Genomic DNA, 16927 nt, shown 5'->3' with positions numbered 1-16927 from the left:
GATTCTCTCACCGCTCTAAACCTTAAATGTATAGATAGTCAAATTAAAGGTTTTCAAATCGTGATATTTAGGTATATCGGAAAGATAAATGGACTATGTGTCCAACAATAACGATATTCAAGGGAGGATAATATGCCGAAAGCTCGTTCCAATATGCCCATCCAAAACAGGCTTGCAGCATCTATTGCTGCTATCGCGCTTGCCGGCACGGCCAGCGCCGCCTTCGCGCAGGAACAGGATTCACAAGGTGGAGACGACAATGTCATCATCGTGACTGCGCAGAAGAGATCCCAAGATATTCAAAACGTCCCAATCGCCATTTCCGCTTTCGATAGTGGAGTTCTTGAAGACAAAGTTGTTGATGATGCAATTGATCTCAGCTTTTCTGTCCCCAATCTGACGGTCGATATATTCGGCGCCTCGCTCCGCGGGGTTGGCGATCTTGCGATTTCGGCAACCTCTGAATCCGGTCTCGGCTATCACGTAAACGGAGTATATCTGGGTTCCGCTGCAACCGAAGCGGAATATTATGATCTGGAACGGATCGAAGTTTTGCGCGGCCCGCAAGGCACACTCTATGGACGCAATACGACCGCCGGCGTGCTGAATGTAATTACGCAAAAGGCCACTGATGAATTCGAAGGCTATGTCACTGCTGGCTATGGCAATTTCAACTCCATAAAGCTGCGCGGCGCGATAAATCTGCCTATAAGTGATAACCTGTCGACCCGGGTCGCGGGTTTTTTCCTCGACCGGGATGGCTATGCTACCAACCTCTTCACAGGTAACGATGTCGATGATCGCCAGATGTTCGGGCTGCGCAGCAGTACCAAGCTTGAGTTTGGAGACACACGCGCAGACTTGGTTGTTTCCTACTTCAAGGAAGATGACCGGCGTCTGACACGGACCAAGGTCCTGTGTGAAAAGGATGCCGTGCTAGGCTGCTCCCCTCTTCAGGTCGGCTTTGGAACACCGGACTCCAGAGGCACACTCTTCAACACATTGGGCGCGGTTACCGGGGTGATTGCCACCGGCTTTGGACCAGCGGCGGTCGACTATTATGCGAACAGCGTCAATCCAGCCGACACTCGGCTGATCAACGAAGATGTTGATCCAACCTATTTTGTAGAGGAATGGAGCGCTTCACTCGAAATCACGCATGATTTTGGCGACCTGACACTAACGTCACTTAGCGGCTATCAGGAAATCGAACGCGGCTTGTTCAAGGATTTTGATCGCTTCGTTCCGTCGCAGGGGTTAACGCGCCCGATAACCTTTGACTTTTTTGCCAACGGCAATCCGATTACCACGGAGATGATCCTGACCGGTCGCCGCGATCAGAGCGAAGCACGCGAATATTATCAGGAACTGCGACTAGCATCCGACTTTGCCGGACCGATCAACTTCATTGTCGGCGGCAATTATTATAATCGCCGCAGTTCAGGTTCAGCCAATTTTACCCACGTCACAATCGCAGCCCGTCAGCAGCAGCTCGGGTTCCCGGATGCGTTCGCTTCATTGATAACTGAATCCAATCCCGTGAAGACAAAGAGTTTCGGCATTTTCGGTGAGGTCTATTTTGATTTGTCTGATGATACCCGTCTGACCGGTGGTCTGCGTTATTCTCGCGACGACAAAACCATCCAGACTCGTCAGATATTCCTGAATCCCCAGGCCGATGGCAGCCTGCCCGATTTCACTTTTGGTGAGTTTGAAAAAGGCGTGGTGACCGGACGTATTGTTTTGGATCACCAAATTACGCCAGACCTGCTCGGCTATGTCAGCGCTTCTCGCGGTTACAAAGCGGGCGGTATCAATCCCGGCGAGGTCGGTGTCGAGACGCAAGGTTTTGATCCCGAATTCCTGAATGCTTTTGAAATCGGCCTGAAAGGCTCTTCAGCAGATGGCAGCTTCACCGGGAATGTCTCAGCCTTCTATTATGATTATAAAGATCTGCAAATTGGCCAGACGACTGCAACAGCGTCTTTGACTATCAATACAGATGCTACGATCTGGGGCGTGGAAGCGGAATTCGGTCTTCGGCCGAGCAGCCGTTTTCAGGTCGATGGCAGCTTTTCCTATCTCAACACCCAGGTGAATGACTTCGCCTCCATTGACGAGACTGATCCTTTTGGCATCGCGCCGGGAACTGTGGTTTCAGAGGTAACAGCCGCAGGTGTGGTGAAGGACGTAGATGGCAATTCTCTGCCTTTCTCGCCCGACATCAAGATCGCAATTGGCGTTCAGTATGAAATTCCTGTGGGTGACTGGACACTCACCCCTCGGATTGATCATTATCTGCAGAGTGAGTTTGCAAGTTCTATCTTCAGCAAGCCGATCGATATTTTTGATGGCTATAGCCAGACCGATCTCAAACTTTTGCTGGCTCCTGACGACGGCGATTGGGAAATTCGCGGCTATGTGAAAAACCTGTTCAACAATGATGATATCACACGTGTTTTGCCTGCCGGTCGCCTCGTTGGGCGTTTTAGAGAAGTAGTGATATTGGAGCCGCGCACCTATGGTGTCGAAGCTACTATCCGCTTTTGATGACTAGACATTAGCTTCTCTCCAAGGATAGCCTGGTACAGTCTGTGCCAGGCTATTTTTTTGCTCTGGTGGAGTAGCCAACATGATTGAGTTCCCGGGAGGGTGATTTTGGGACGAACTGCGCAAAAGTTCAGGCGGGTTGCCCTTTTCCTGATCGCTGGTTTTTTGATGCTAGCCTTCTTCGCTGTGATATGGATGAAGATACCGGTCTCTGTCGATGTTTCCGAACCGGACCAGGCGGTTATGCACAGCAATATGACTGGCACGGGCGTCCCTTATTCCAGTTCCTATTTCGCGTATGGTGATCACACATTGCATTATGTCGAGGCCGGCGAGGGGGAGCTTATCCTCTTTTTACATGGATTCCCGTCCTATTGGTTTTCCTTCATCCGGCAAATGGATGCATTGAAGCAGGATTATCACGTTGTTGCTATTGATGGGCTGGGCGCAGGCAAATCGGATGCGCCTCACGATGTAGATGCATATAGGCTGGAAAACATGGCGGCTCATCTCAATGCCCTGATTGATCATCTGGATGCTGAAAAAGTGCATATTGTCGGTCACGACTGGGGCTCGACTTTCGCGTTTGGTTTTGCCCAACGCTATCCGGATCGCGTGGCCAGCGTAACGGGATTGAGTGCACCACCGCAAAATGTACTGCTAGGGCTGATGCAGCGCGATAGCTCACTCAGGCAGACCTCAGCCTATATTGATCGTTTGAAGCAGGCCAATCCATTGCTCATCAAGGCATTGGGCGGTGACAAAAGGGTTTGGACGGGTGCCTATGAACCCTTGATCAAAAAGGGCTTTCTCACCCCGGAGGAAGGAGAACTGTTCCGTGAAGCCACCGGCAATCCCAAACGGATAGATGCGCATATCAACTGGTACCGAGCCAATATTCCATCTTTCGGCGCCATTGAGGATGCCGATTTCTGGCCTGATCAAAAGACGCGCGTGACCGTGCCAGCGCAAATTATCTGGGGGCAGGATGATCGAGTCTTTGCCAAAGAATATGCTGAGGCAACAAAAGCTAGCTCAGATGATATGCAGATACTTTCGCTGACAGATGTCGGACATTGGCCTCATGTAGAAAGAACCGAGACAGTTACTCGGGCGATAAAGAAATTGATATCTGAAAGGCACCAAAAATAGCCAGCCCTGTAATAACTGGGCCTATCTCTCGAGTTTTTTCTTTCGTGTGAAATAGTCGAAGCGAGCCATCGTGTAAGTTCCGATCATCATGGAAACCGTTACGTCTTCCAATTCCTGCAGATCCATATCACTGCGCAGCAGAAATTCTCCGGCTGCGGCAGGTATACCCAGGGATATATCGGTCACCGCTAGGGCAATCTCTGGCGGCATATCAAAATTTTTGACCACCAAGTCAGAAAAATATTTTACCGCAACTTCGCGATTGTAACGAGCTGGATGATAAAGTTTCGCAATGGAAGGGTCAGCAAGCAGAGGCTCTATAATAAGTCCGCGCTCCGCGATAAAGCTGAGATAGACATGCGTTGTGCCACGAACCAGTTCTTCAAAAGTAGTGGCTTTTTCCGCCACAGCGACTTGACGTTTCCACCGGATCGTTAGTTCACGTTTCAACAGCTCTTTCAAAAGGTGAGAGAGGCTATCAAAATACTTGTACATCAACGATTTGCTGACATCCGCTTTCTGGCCAATGGCTTCCATCGAAACTTTGGACATCCCGCTTGTGGAAATCAGCTCTGCTGCGCTATCAAGTATCATGGAACGCCGGACTTCCGGGCTAAATCTCCGTTTTGTTTTCTGTGCTAATTGTTCCATTCAAATAACTATTCCCTAAAAACTCTGATCGCAACGATATCACATCATCAAGCCTTGCACAGTATTGCTTCTAAAAGCAGTTCGAGATTTTTGGTAGATAGGTTGAAAAAAAGTGAGTCCATTTTTGCACCCATAGCGGGCTTTTGTTCTGAAAACACTTTTCTACCGGTTTGAGACTAAAGCCGACATTGGACACCACGCTTTCTTCCAATCCTCAAGAGTGTCTGGCGCGCCAACAATACGTCTAAATCACTCACTCAAAAGGTCTTTGATGGATGTAGAGAGGCTTTTGCGACTATAGATGACACCGATCCCGCAAACGGTAACGCCTATCGCAAGCATGGTGCTGACCAGCCAGATGGGATCGGGCTCATAGATCATAGAGAACTGCGATTGATAGATCAGCAGACCGGCGAGCCAGGTCCCGGATATTGCGCCGATACCGGCGATCAACGAAACGGTTAGCCAGTCATAGAGAGCCAGTTTCACACATGATTTTTTGGTCACGCCCATGCTCATCAAAAGACCGTTTTTCTGCCGGTCTTCGGCCTCAAAGCCTTTCATGGACGCCGCTATGACCAGCGCGGTCATTATCAACACCATGGTTGCGTAACCAACCACCAGCTTGGTGACCATTGCCAGTGTATTATCAAAGCGTTGGGTTAGTTCTTTCAATGGTACCAGCGACAAAGAGGGATATTTTTGCCAAAGCGAACCAAGTTCGTTCCATGCTGCATCCGGGAGTTCTATGCTTCCCATATAGAAGACGTCAGGTTTGATCGCTTCAATCGCTCGCTCGGGTATCTGGAACCAGAATGTCACCGAACCGCCTCCGGGTTTAAAGGCATGGCTGGCGACCAATTTGAATTGAGTGGCTTTCCCATCGATCATGAAGGTCAACTGATCTCCATAGTTCAGGCCTAAATCCGTCATCACTTCATCTTCAGCAGATATCTGATTCCAGTTCGATTCTTTTTCAGACCACCACTTCCCTCCAACCAATTGGTTGTTTGATGGGATGGTATTTGACCAGTGGAGTCGGATCGAGTTTTTGACGGTGGCTAAAGTCTCACTCGGTGTGGAAATTGCCTCGTCAATGGGTAGGCCATTAATTTCGGATAATTTCGCGGCGGCATATGGCCGCAATTGCCGGATTTCACTTTCATTCTCTCGCGCCCAATCCTCAAGCGCTGGCTTATCTTGTGCTTGCAGTTCTGCGACCATCAAATTTCCGTTATTTGCGCGCGTGTAACCCTCCATGGTTGAGCCGATATCTTTCATCAACATCAGCGTAAAAAGCAGCAGCAGGCTGCACAGACCCAGCCCAAGTATCTGCGATGATTTACTCAGTATTCGCTGTTTCATGATGAAGAAATTGAAGGATAATAGTCCGGGATATCGTCGTCCCCAAAATTCTCCTGCCGTTAGAATAGTCCAGCTCAAAATTGCCATTAGCAACAGAGCCGCACCCAACGCGCCCAGCGTCAATCCAGTCAGTAGAAAGTTGTCTGAATAATATGCGGCGAGCAGCGAGATGCTTGCAAAACCCCAGAATAACCTTAGCAACTGCGCGGACGGGTATTCCACGGCGCGGATCAGGCTAACCAATGATGTGCGACTAAGTTGCCACAACATGGGAATTTGAAAAGCGAGCAATAGTAAAAATATCAGACCTGTAGTCTTGGCAATTGTAGCTGGATGCCAGCCCGACGCTATGCCCGGAAATTGATCGGCGAGCTGGCCGATCAGAAAATGTTGCGCAACATAAGCGAGGCCAATTGCGATCATGAAAGAGAGCAGAAAACCCAAAAGCCACTGCAGCAGAGAAAGCCTGAGGCACGCCGCCAATGTCTGTCCAAAGCTGAGATACACAGCCAAACGTTGCTTTTGTCGTTCCAGATAACGGCGATTAGCCATATCAATTGCGATCGCAGCAAGAAAGAAGAGGATGACCGAAGCAAGACCGAGAAAATTCTCTGTTCGTTGCCAGAATAACGCCAATGGATGACTACCACTCGCTTTGGTTAAGAGAGTAAAATCACTGAGCTTATCAGAAGCCCAACTTTCAATGCTTCCCCGCTGTTCGGGGGTTGCGGTTAGCAAATAACGATACAGAGTCTTGCTACTCTTAACATCATCAATGGAAAGAGATTTACTGTTGATCAAAGCCCGCATGGAAACGGAATGACCTTCCATTAGCCGATCAGGCTCGTGGTATATAATCGCGGTAAAACGGAATGTTTCCTCGCCAATTGCTATCCGGTCGCCAATATTTGCGTCAATCTTGCTGCTTGCTCTGGGCCCCAACCATATTTCCCCGGGCGGTGGTCCATGTTCGATTGTCTTCTGGATCGTTTGATCTTGAACCATCCCAATTTTGAGACTGCCTTGCAGCGGGTAGTTGTCATCGGTGATTTTCAGTTGCACCGGAATAGTTTCCCCGCGCAAAGAAATTGCCAAAGGGGTCAACTGTATTTTGGCGAAGTCTGCTGCCTTGTCCGAGAGCAGATTTTCGTCGCTGCTTGATAACGGGCGAGGTCCGGAAACGGAAATATCTGCACCCAACATATTGTTGAGATTGTCATCCAGATACTGCTGCACAGAAGCACTGGTTAGTGACAGAGTGGCGAGGAACAATATCAATGTGATCTGGGTCAGTAGCACCAGACGGCCATCACTGGACTTGCTGTCGTTAAGGAAATTATCGAAGGCGAGTGTAATCCAGCTCATTTGATTTTCTCGAGATGCGCTTCGGAAAGCGCGAAAATATTGTCAGCGCGTTCCGCAAGTGCGCTACTGTGGGTCACAATGATCAGTGCAGAGCCTGTGTCCTTCGCGAAATCAAACATAAGATCGGTAACATCGCTCGAAGTAGCTTCATCAAGATTTCCGGTCGGCTCATCGGCGAAGATAAAGGCGGGGCTGGAGACAAAAGCCCTGGCAATTGCCACCCGCTGCTGTTCACCGCCACTAAGTTGTGTCGGCTTGTGATTGGCACGATCCTCCAGATTGATCTTCTTCAGCCATTTTCTGGCGATATCATATGCCTGTTTGTTACCGTTCAACCGCATCGGTAGTGCAATATTCCCGAGCGCATCCAATTCCTGCATGAGGTGAAATTGTTGGAAAACGAAACCAGATCTTTGGCGCAGTTTGACAGGTGACACTTGTTCACCATCACAAGTAAATGTTATTTCACCCAAACGAGGCAGCTCGAGACCCGCAGCCAGAGACAACAGACTGGATTTGCCCACGCCCGACGGGCCAACAATGGCGTGCGTACTTCCCCCTGAAAATGTGAGCGAGAGTGTGTCAAACAGCGAGATACGGCCATGCGGCGTATCAAAATAATGGCCAACATCTTCTAGTTTTATTTGATGATCCATGCAGTCCTCGGCAGTCCTTGAATTTTTATCGTGAACATTTGGATAGGCTGTCCTGTGTCAAATCGATGTGAAGTGGGTTTTTGACAGTTTTTTGACATTGATTTCGTCAAACAAAAGGCCCGGCGAATAATGCGTTGGTTTGTGTTAGTTTGCGCAACGAGATCTGGAGATAGGCACGCTGATGCGAGTTTTGGTAATTGAAGATAATTTGGATATTCAGGCCAATATCGCTGATTTTTTGGAACCCAACTATGTCTTGGATTTCGCCTATAACGGCGATCACGGACTAAAACTGGCACTCGCCAATGACTATGATGTGATTGTCCTCGACCTGATGCTTCCAAGACGTGACGGTATCGATCTCTGCAAAGCCTATAAGAGCGAAGCCAATCTACAAGCACCAATATTGATGCTGACCGCCCGTGATACATTGGAAGATAAAGAAGTCGGGTTTGCCGCTGGTGCGGATGATTATCTGACCAAGCCCTTCGCATTGCGAGAATTGAGAATACGGATCGATGCTCTTGCCAAACGTCCAAAAATCAAAAATGCTTCATCGCTGAATTGCGGTGACCTGACATTTGATCCTGCCGATAATGTCGTAAATCTTGGATCCTCTTCAAAGCCGCTCAACAATAAAGAGGGAGTCATTTTGAGGCTTCTGATGGAGGCCGCTCCCAATGCAATTTCCGGCGAGACGATTTCCTATCGCATTTGGGGCGAAGAACCGCCAAATTCCGGCGCCCTCAGAACGCATATATATAATTTACGCAAGATATTGTCATCGCTGAAAACCCGCTGCGAGATCGAAACTGATCGCTCTCGCGGCTATCGCCTCAAAGAAAGATCATCCGATGAATAGAAGACCGACAAAAGTAAATGATCTGGTGTTGCGCAATTTTATCACGTCAATCGGCATGTGTTTTGCGATTACGGTGTTTATGGCGGTAATGTTTGGCTTCGACCTTGAAGATCAGATTTTTGAAAACCAGGTTAGCACGATGGCAGATCAACTTTCCGAATCTGTGCAACCGGAATCTGGAACTAGACAGACCGTTTCCGGATTGGAAATGGAGTATTTTCAAGGGACCAAGGCGATGCCCGAGTGGCTCGCCAGTCAAATAAAGCCGGATTGGAAAGCAGGAGAATATGAAGTTTTTGGCGGTGAGCGCGGGCACTACCACCTAGCCGTCCGCGAAAACGATGGAGTAAAACAATATCTGATATTCAATGCGCGGTCCTATGTCCGATCAACAAGTCAGGTTTGGGGTTTTGTGATATTGATAGCTTTTCTGGGCGGGTTGATGCTGCTTGTGTCCATATTCTTCATGCGGCGTATGACCAGAAAACTGACTATGCCTATCGAAAAAATGGCGGCAGCTGTGACCTCTCACAGCTCGCTCGAACCCGCAACATTGGGTTTAGGAAACGGGCCGGTCGAAATCGATATATTGGCAAAAGCAATCGCCGACAAAGACCGACATATCGAAGATCTGATGCAACGTGAGCGGCAGTTTAACCGGGACGTCAGTCACGAACTGCGCACGCCGCTAGCCGTAGCGGTTGGTGCTGCCGAGATCATCGAAAAAGATGGTTATAAAAGCTCTGCCTTCACAAGATTGGAATCAGCGCTCGGCAACATGCGGCTTCTAACTGAAGGAATATTGTGGCTCGCCCGAGAACCGGACAGGACAAGTTGCAATGCCTGGAAAGCAGGCGAATATGCCATTGAAGCAAACAAACATCTGTTGCGCAGTGACAAAGTCGAAACCAGTATCTTTGGTAATCGAGATATCGACATGCCGGTCCCCGAAGCCGTCGCTCAGGTCATTGTCGGCAACCTGATTCGCAATGCTATCAGCTATACAAGCGAAGGCACGGTCTCGCTCTCGATATCCGAAAGAAGCTTGAGCGTTAAAGATACTGGCATTGGGTTCGATGAATCACAGAATGACAATTCCGGCTTTGGGATAGGCCTTTCGTTGGTAAAAAGGCTGTCTTCGCATTTTGGTATGAAGATTGCTGTTGCAGCACGAGAAGAAGGCGGCACCATGGCGACCGTTTCCTGGTAGGATGGCAGTGTCAGAACGACAGCTAGGGTCTTTCGCATATCTCCTTGCGTTTTGTTTGACACTGGTTTGACGTTGGCAGCGCTAACAGGTCTCCAAACATGATGGAGATTCCAATGAAAAAAATATTGATAGCAATAATGGTTGCCTTGATAGTCCCGGCGACATTCTTGGGCAGCGCCGGTGCATCTGCACAAACCAATGTTCAACAGCTTGCTTTGGAGGCACCTGATGGGAACCGGATTACTGGTTTCATTTATCAAAATATAAAGACAGAAAAAGACGCGCCTCTAGCCATATTGATGCACGGCATGACCGGTTCTAGTCTGGGTTGGCTTGCCGATAATCACGGTGCCTATACCGACCTGATCACCAAAGATTTGATCAGCAAGGGATATCGGGTTGTGGCATTGGACGCGCGATCCCATGGCGCCCGAAAAGATGATATGAAACCGCTTGAGCGGCTCAAAAACCTGCGCTCAGGAAAGCCGGAGCCTTATCTGGCAATGATTGAAGGTACTTTGAGCGACTATGATATTTTGCTTGCGAAAGTGAACAAAAATTTCGGACCACCCAAACACATATTGGCAGCGGGGTACAGCATGGGCGCGCAAATGGCGGTGCTATTTGCGGCGAAACATAAGGAAGTGACACATATTGTCACCATGGTGCCGCCCGCAGCGCAAAGTGCAAAGATTGTTGCGCCCATCACTCATGCCAGCAAGGTGCAGGCCCAATGGCTCTTGATCACCGCAAGTCAGGACCAGTTCGCCAGCCCGGCCGACAATGATGCATTGGAAAAAGCCGGTGGCGAACAACTGACTAGAGTGGAGTTTGATAGCAAACACAGATTGCCGCGTGGCTATGTCGATGCTGTGATTGACTGGATTGCAACCGTAGAGCCAAGAAATTAGACAAATTGAGTTTCTGCAATAGAACCCGTAAGTCCGATGCATAGAATGAAATACAGGCAAGCTATCAACACTAGAGACGGGATCGAATCTATAATCGAAGCTGTCCCATCGACCTGAATGCGAATGTCACGCAAAAAAGTGTCGAACGCATTTACGTCTGCTACCGCTTCGTATGTTTGCATATCAAGCATTCTAGCTAGTTGGCCGTCTCTAACCTTAATGTTGTGGATCATTCAAAGTACAAAAAACTGGTTACAGCGTCTCCGGGTTTCTTCCAAAGTCCGCTTTCCGGATGAAGCGGAAGGAAAGATTGCGATACTGGATGTTAGAGATTTGCTGTCAGCTTACTATCGATCAGGTTGATGATTTTGCCAAATATCATACGCTTTCCTTAACTAGTGTCGCAAAAACATTCGAGCACGGTGCCCTTTGATCACTCGCCAGTGCGTACCAGATTTACATGGACGAAACGATTGAGCTTGGGGAACCTGAGCAGCCGATTCTTGCAACGTGGGGAGAGCGGATAAATCCCATTCCGAGGAAAATGCGCTTAGTCCGCTGAGTTTTTCAGACAATGTGACATACGTTTCATTCGACGGACTCGGCCATTTTGCAGAACTGGAAAATCCAGAGACAATGTTCCAAGTCATTTCGGATTTCGTCGATGAACGGGAGACGTTTAATATGAGATAGGACCTGTAACGTTCGCTTTCGGGATAAAGTGCACACAGTGCTAGTGTCCGTTTGAGCGCAAAAGCGGACTCTGAAGAGTTCACTAATGCTGTGCGGTCCTGGCCATCCGACAGCCGTTCTGTTTTCAGCCTGTTTCAGCGGTTTTTTGTGCCAAATCTATGGACTGGACACGTCCAGGATCATCGCCATCAACTCTTCAATCATATCTGACGAAAATTCCTCTGCATTGTCGAATTTGAAGCGATCAAGATTGATTGGAAGGGCCAGGCACCCGTGGATGGCCGCCCAGAATATCTGCGCCATCTTATGCGGATCAAATTCCCGGAAATGTCCCCGCTCTTGACCTTCAAGGAATGCAGCTTTCAGATTGCTGTAGAATGGTTCATCGCAGAGCTCGACTTGTTTGGGTTGTCGATATTTTCCTCCCGGGACCGATAGGAAAATGTGTGTGAACAGGTTTTGATCGGCGACCGCGAACTCTGCGTAGCGTTCCAGCAGTATGCGGACTTTCTGTTCTGAACTGCCGGCAGCATCATAGTCAGTTTGCATCTCTGTGCGAAGGCGATCAACCGGGATCGACCACAGTGTTTGCGCGAGGTCGGCGCGATCCTCAAAATATTTGTAAAATGTCCCGATCGAGATACCGGCCTCTTTGATGACATCCCTGATGGTGATTTCACTCCATCCCCGAACATCATTGGGAGTGATCGCTCTTTGTCGCGCTATCCTGACGACGGCATCGCGTATAGAGCTTCGCATTTCAGCACGTTTTTCGGGAGAGATTGAGGGTCGAGCCATAAAAAATCAGACTTTCAAACTATTCATTCCGGCAACGCAGAAAATGCGTCTCCGCAACTGCGCCAATTAGCAGCTCGCCGTCAAGCAAAGTAGCAACGCTTGATCCTGACAGTTCCGATCCGTTGTTCATATACAAAGTCTCGACCGTCATTTCCGGTTTTTGGACATTTATCGCGATAACTTGTGACGGGGAAATCGCGGCCGGATCATCAAAATGCTCTAACAAGGGAAATATCTTGGGATGCGTTCCCGATAATAGCCGGCCATCATCGCTCCATTCCAAATTATCGACAGCGGTATCAACGAAAATCTTGTCAGCAAACTTCCACTGCCGGTTGGATTTTCCCCGGCGATAGCGCTTGACGGATCGACCCAGCGCTTCAGCGACATATAGTGTTTGCCGATCTTCGGACACAGTGATGCCGTTGGCGCTTTTCAGACCCTGCAACAAAAATGATCCCTTGTTTCCGTCAAAATAGGAGACTGATGACCAGGATAGTCCGAGATACTCCTCAACGCGGGCCATGAATGAGGACTGCGGACTCCCATGGTCGTTGGTTACAAAAAACGGTCAGTGTCGATCGCTTTGATGTCGTTCGGAGAGATGAGCTCGGGATAATGGATTCGCCGCTTAAGCGTCAAACCATGATTCGCGCCCACCGTGAAGATCAGGATTTCGTGCTGGTCGCGGGCCGGATGATTGACGACATAAAGTTCCCGCGCGCCACTGGGCAGGGTGAGCAGGTCGATACCATGGGGATGAAACTTACTCCCGGCATCGACTTTGAGCGGCCGCGGCAGGCTATCGGCCACGGACAGATCAAGAACCCAAATGTCGCCATCTGCCACCTGGCCAGGCTTGCCGCTGCGATAACTTTCAAATGCCTCGCGGCCATTACCCGACGAGATAAAGGCAACACGATTGATACGGTCCACATTGATATCTTCCGAACCCGGTGGGCCATACAGTTTTTCGCAGCGGCCATAGTCAACTGGCTTGATCTCAACGAACGCGCCTGCATCCGTGGAAATGCGAAAAGCCTGAAACACGATCAGGCCGAGCAAGATTGAGATAACAATCAGTTTGCTGGACATTTTGTTTTTCCTCCAAAAATATGTTGGCCGGTTGACTAACCGTGCAGATGAGAATAATGAACATGTTCTTTTTATCAATGCATTCATTCGGAACCGCCCATATTTGGGCCATCAAGGACCAGAATCGTGACCGCAAAACCTCTGTCCGCATCCCATGCCACAAGTGATGAATTTCATATCCGCTACCAGAATCGCAACCTGCGTTCCCATAGCCGGATCGGCTGGATGCTCGAAAAATGGATCGGTATTCCGCTCAACCTGATTGAGACGTTGATTTCCTATCTGCTCGTTCGCCCGATGAACTGGGCGCTCAGGCATCTGGATGGCCTGTCGTACAAATTGGAGGGCACACGGCTGAAGGTCATTTTGCAGCATGCCCTGTTCCCGGTGATCATGATTGCCGGGATGTTCATCGGTTTCGCCGCCACCGACGCCGGTGCTTCGCTGCAATCGATCACCACGCTCGCGCTCATTCCAGTGGTCATCGGCCTGATCGTTGCTCCGCTAGAACGCCTCATGCCGTATAGCCGGAACTGGCTGGAGGGCGGTAACGACACCTCGGTCGACCTGATGATGTTTATCTCGGGTGCGTTCTGGAATGGCTTTGCCAAATATGTAATCCAGACTCTGTTCCTGGTTGGGCTGGTGGAAGCGATGGAGGCATATGGGCATGGTCTCTGGCCGTCCCACTGGCCAGCCCTGGTCCAGGTGTTTTTGTTCATCCTGATCAAAGATTTCTTCCGCTACTGGCTGCACCGTGCGCTTCATGAAGTACCCTTCCTCTGGCGTTTCCACGCGGCGCATCACTCAGTCAAGCGACTCTACTGGCTCAATGGTATCCGCAGCCATCCGGTGGAAGTGGTGGGGCAGGCGATCCTGTTCGCGGTTCCGTACGCCCTGCTGCAGCCCACGGCCGAAGTCGCCATGGTCGCCATTCTCATGCAGCTCACTATCGGTATATTCCAGCACGCCAATATCGACCTGAAGCTGGGTTTTTGGGAGTATATCTTCTCGATTGGCGACAATCACCGCTACCACCATTACCCCGACAAGGGGGTTGGCGACAGCAATTATGGCGGTGAATTCATCCTCTTCGACATCCTGTTCGGCACTTTCCACAAAGTGAAAGGCGAGCGTCCGCACGACAATATCGGTATCGGCACCGCGCCCAATTATCCCATGACCATGGCGGGGCTCTATATTGCACCGTTCTTGCCCGACCAGAAGATTTGGGCACCCGAGAATGCCGAACAAACCGTGGATACAGACAATCCTAGAAACAACTTGGTGGCGGATGTTTAAATTACACTTTTTTGGATAAAGCGGGCAAGCTGATATATTCGCTGGTCGACGATATTGCGAATAGTGAAGCTGCCCAAAGCGTATAGACTGAGCGCAGCGCAAAACAACGGATCCACGGGTTTTCGAGCCGCTACATTGTGCTCTTGCGGCACAACCTCGTTTTGCGATGAAGTAAACATAAAGCCGGAGCTCGTTTTGGACTCAGAAGCAGAAGGGCATCCCAAAAGCCGAACAGCTCGTTGGTCAGTCTACGGATGAGAGTCACTTACAAGGTGTTGATCATAAGCGATGCGCAATTTGACAGCGCCTCAGTCGCAATAAACAATCAGCGATTATTCTTTTGGCTTGGTGCCAGGTAGCGAAGTCGCTCGGCTGTTTGATGGCGGGTGTTTCACTGGTGGCAACGCGCCTATCACTCCATCGGGCGTAGCTATTGCGCGCATCCGGGCATAGGCTGGGCGGGCTTGAATTCGCTTTTGCCATGCCTGAATATTGGGGAACTGTGCTGAATCAACCAAATTCAGCTTAAACGCGACGTTAAGTGGCCAATCCATCATGATATCGGCGGCTGAAAATTCGGGACCACCAAACCATGGATTTTCTTTCAGATAATCCTCGGAATATTGCACAACATTTTCACTGTCGACCAACATAGATCGCTGCGTGGGCGGATTGACACGCCAAGCGCGATAATCACTGAACAAACGAGCGGCCAGTGACCCTTCAGCATAATGCATCCATTTGATGTGGTGCGGATAAGCCCGGCTATCGATTGGAGGAACGAGTTTACCAGGCGCATGCCGGGATAGGATGGTATCAATAATAGCACCCGACTCTACGATGATATCATCGCCATAGACGACCGTTGGTGCCATGGGCATGCCGTGACCGAGGGCGCGAATCTGCATCATAGATGCCATCAGGTCACCGCGAACATATTTTAGCTCATAAGGCAGGCCCAATTCTTCCATCAACCATATGATCCGCTCTGACCGACGGCCTTCAAGATGATAGATTGTAATATCTGGTGCCGGGGTAGCTGTGGCTATTTCGCCCTCATTTTCTGAAGGCGTTGAAGCACTTGCCCCAGTCTGGCTAGCGGCTAGGCCAATTGCCAGCAAGCTTGCACCTATCGAACGAACAATTTTCGTCTCTAAACCAAACATCCTATGCCCCCATCCTAAAGCTGCCATTATTTAAGCTTCTATTGAAAATATAGTCAATAATCTTGTTGGATTGGGCATGGACTATCTTGAAGATCAGCCAACGTTCCAGCCACCGCGCATCCGTGTGCCTCGATCTTTTGATTTTTGGTTTGCATAAACTTAGGCGGTTCCAGCTTTTAACGATACGCCGTCCATAACCGTGTTGAGAAGATATGGTTTGGGGCATGGTTTTGTGCACTTGGGTATCTCGACGAGGCATGCCTTATCTATCAATCAGTAATATCACTATTGACTTTATTTCCAATAACAATGAAGTGACGCAATACGTCGTTTTGTTGGCCACTCGCTTACGAGGCGATTAGGTGTTCTGCCAATTCATCGTAAGGATAGATTTTATGTTCGATTTAACCGGCCATGTCGCTCTGGTGACGGGCGGTAATGGCGGCCTGGGTTTGGCGATGGCTAAAGGATTGGTCAAAGCCGGTGCCGCTGTTGCAATCTGGGGTCGTAATCCGGAAAAAAACGAAGCAGCATTGAAGGAACTGCACGATATGGGTGGCGATGCAGCGGTGTTTTCTTGTGATGTCACTGATGCCGAGCAAGTCGATGCCGCCTTTGGTGCAACGCTGCAACGCTTTCAAAAAGTGGATAGCTGTTTTGCCAATGCAGGTGGCGGGTCTGCGGGCATGTTGCACAAGACGAGCGGGGAAGCGTGGACGGCGACGGTGGATATGAACCTTACCAGCGTAGTGAACACCTATAAACCGGTCATCGCTCATCTTCTGGAACGTGGGCAGGGCGGAAAGTTGATCGTAACCTCTTCTGCTGCTGCGATAATGGGTATGCCAATGGGGAGTGGTTATTCAACCACCAAGGCGGCAGTCACCGGTTTAACGCGTGCTCTGGCAATCGAACTAGGGCAGGCAAATATTCAAGTTAACGCGATCCTGCCAGGATATATTGAAACGGACATGTCGCTAAACACGCCGCAAATATTCCGGGATGCATGTAAGCGCCGATCTGCTTCCGGAAAGGTTGGGGAATTGGAAGACATGGAGGGTATCGCCGTCTATCTGGCGTCCCAGCAAAGTAACTTCATGACTGGTCAATCACTGGTCATCGATGGAGGTCATTCCATCCACCCGCTGTAG

The 16927-nt window shown here is 49.6% G+C and carries 12 protein-coding genes and 1 pseudogene; 7 read left to right on the top strand and 6 right to left on the bottom strand.

Annotated elements, in window-relative coordinates:
* Positions 1 to 132: 132 nt before the first annotated feature.
* Together AC6I9Z_RS16155 and AC6I9Z_RS16150 are read left to right on the top strand one after the other, a co-directional pair.
* Positions 133 to 2550 (top strand): TonB-dependent receptor, encoded by a 2418-nt coding sequence (locus AC6I9Z_RS16155; protein WP_461458923.1) that lies wholly within the window; start codon positions 133 to 135, stop codon positions 2548 to 2550.
* Positions 2551 to 2745: 195 nt separating this feature from the next.
* Complete coding sequence (locus tag AC6I9Z_RS16150; protein ID WP_461458921.1) at positions 2746 to 3702, top strand: alpha/beta fold hydrolase; 957 nt, start codon at positions 2746 to 2748, stop codon at positions 3700 to 3702.
* 21 nt (positions 3703 to 3723) lie between these two features.
* Here AC6I9Z_RS16150 and AC6I9Z_RS16145 read toward each other — a convergent pair whose 3' ends face one another.
* From AC6I9Z_RS16145 to AC6I9Z_RS16135, 3 genes are all read right to left on the bottom strand, one after another.
* A complete protein-coding gene (locus AC6I9Z_RS16145) occupies positions 3724 to 4353 on the bottom strand; it encodes a TetR/AcrR family transcriptional regulator (RefSeq protein WP_461458919.1) in 630 nt (209 codons plus the stop codon).
* Positions 4354 to 4602: 249 nt separating this feature from the next.
* Positions 4603 to 7083: an ABC transporter permease gene (locus AC6I9Z_RS16140; RefSeq protein WP_461458917.1), complete on the bottom strand. Its 2481-nt coding sequence runs from the start codon at positions 7081 to 7083 to the stop codon at positions 4603 to 4605.
* Positions 7080 to 7739 carry an ABC transporter ATP-binding protein gene (locus tag AC6I9Z_RS16135; RefSeq protein ID WP_461458915.1) on the bottom strand — a complete coding sequence of 220 codons (660 nt, stop codon included), beginning with the start codon at positions 7737 to 7739 and terminating at the stop codon, positions 7080 to 7082. The genes AC6I9Z_RS16140 and AC6I9Z_RS16135 overlap by 4 nt, the downstream gene beginning before the upstream one ends.
* A 181-nt stretch (positions 7740 to 7920) precedes the next feature.
* Here AC6I9Z_RS16135 and AC6I9Z_RS16130 point away from each other — a divergent pair, with 181 nt between their 5' ends.
* The 3 genes from AC6I9Z_RS16130 to AC6I9Z_RS16120 all read left to right on the top strand — a co-directional run bounded on the left by AC6I9Z_RS16130 (position 7921) and on the right by AC6I9Z_RS16120 (position 10722).
* Positions 7921 to 8601 (top strand): response regulator transcription factor, encoded by a 681-nt coding sequence (locus AC6I9Z_RS16130; RefSeq protein ID WP_461458913.1) that lies wholly within the window; start codon positions 7921 to 7923, stop codon positions 8599 to 8601.
* A complete protein-coding gene (locus tag AC6I9Z_RS16125; RefSeq protein ID WP_461458911.1) occupies positions 8594 to 9811 on the top strand; it encodes a sensor histidine kinase in 1218 nt (405 codons plus the stop codon). Before AC6I9Z_RS16130 ends, AC6I9Z_RS16125 begins: the two co-directional genes overlap by 8 nt.
* A 113-nt stretch (positions 9812 to 9924) precedes the next feature.
* The gene (locus tag AC6I9Z_RS16120; protein ID WP_461458909.1) at positions 9925 to 10722 is read left to right on the top strand and encodes an alpha/beta hydrolase; all 798 of its coding nucleotides are present in this window, start codon (positions 9925 to 9927) and stop codon (positions 10720 to 10722) included.
* Positions 10723 to 11571: 849 nt separating this feature from the next.
* On the opposite strand, the gene AC6I9Z_RS16115 is transcribed toward AC6I9Z_RS16120, so the two are convergent.
* Together AC6I9Z_RS16115 and AC6I9Z_RS16110 are read right to left on the bottom strand one after the other, a co-directional pair.
* Entirely contained in the window at positions 11572 to 12213 is a 642-nt protein-coding gene (locus AC6I9Z_RS16115; protein ID WP_461458907.1) for a TetR/AcrR family transcriptional regulator, read from the bottom strand.
* 19 nt (positions 12214 to 12232) lie between these two features.
* Positions 12233 to 13308: pseudogene (locus tag AC6I9Z_RS16110) on the bottom strand (hypothetical protein).
* A gap of 126 nt (positions 13309 to 13434) precedes the next feature.
* Between AC6I9Z_RS16110 and AC6I9Z_RS16105 the strand changes: the two are divergent.
* Positions 13435 to 14610, top strand: a complete 1176-nt coding sequence (locus tag AC6I9Z_RS16105) for a sterol desaturase family protein (protein WP_461458901.1) — start codon at positions 13435 to 13437, stop codon at positions 14608 to 14610.
* Positions 14611 to 14942: 332 nt separating this feature from the next.
* Here AC6I9Z_RS16105 and AC6I9Z_RS16100 read toward each other — a convergent pair whose 3' ends face one another.
* On the bottom strand, positions 14943 to 15776 hold the full coding sequence (locus AC6I9Z_RS16100; protein ID WP_461458899.1) for a glutathione S-transferase family protein: 834 nt from the start codon (positions 15774 to 15776) through the stop codon (positions 14943 to 14945).
* 395 nt (positions 15777 to 16171) lie between these two features.
* Between AC6I9Z_RS16100 and AC6I9Z_RS16095 the strand changes: the two genes are divergently transcribed.
* Positions 16172 to 16927 carry an SDR family NAD(P)-dependent oxidoreductase gene (locus tag AC6I9Z_RS16095; RefSeq protein WP_461458897.1) on the top strand — a complete coding sequence of 252 codons (756 nt, stop codon included), beginning with the start codon at positions 16172 to 16174 and terminating at the stop codon, positions 16925 to 16927.

The sequence above is a fragment of the Parasphingorhabdus sp. genome (genome assembly GCF_059726685.1).
Note: the sequence above shows the minus strand (reverse complement) of the source record. Positions and strands in the feature narration are given on the sequence as shown.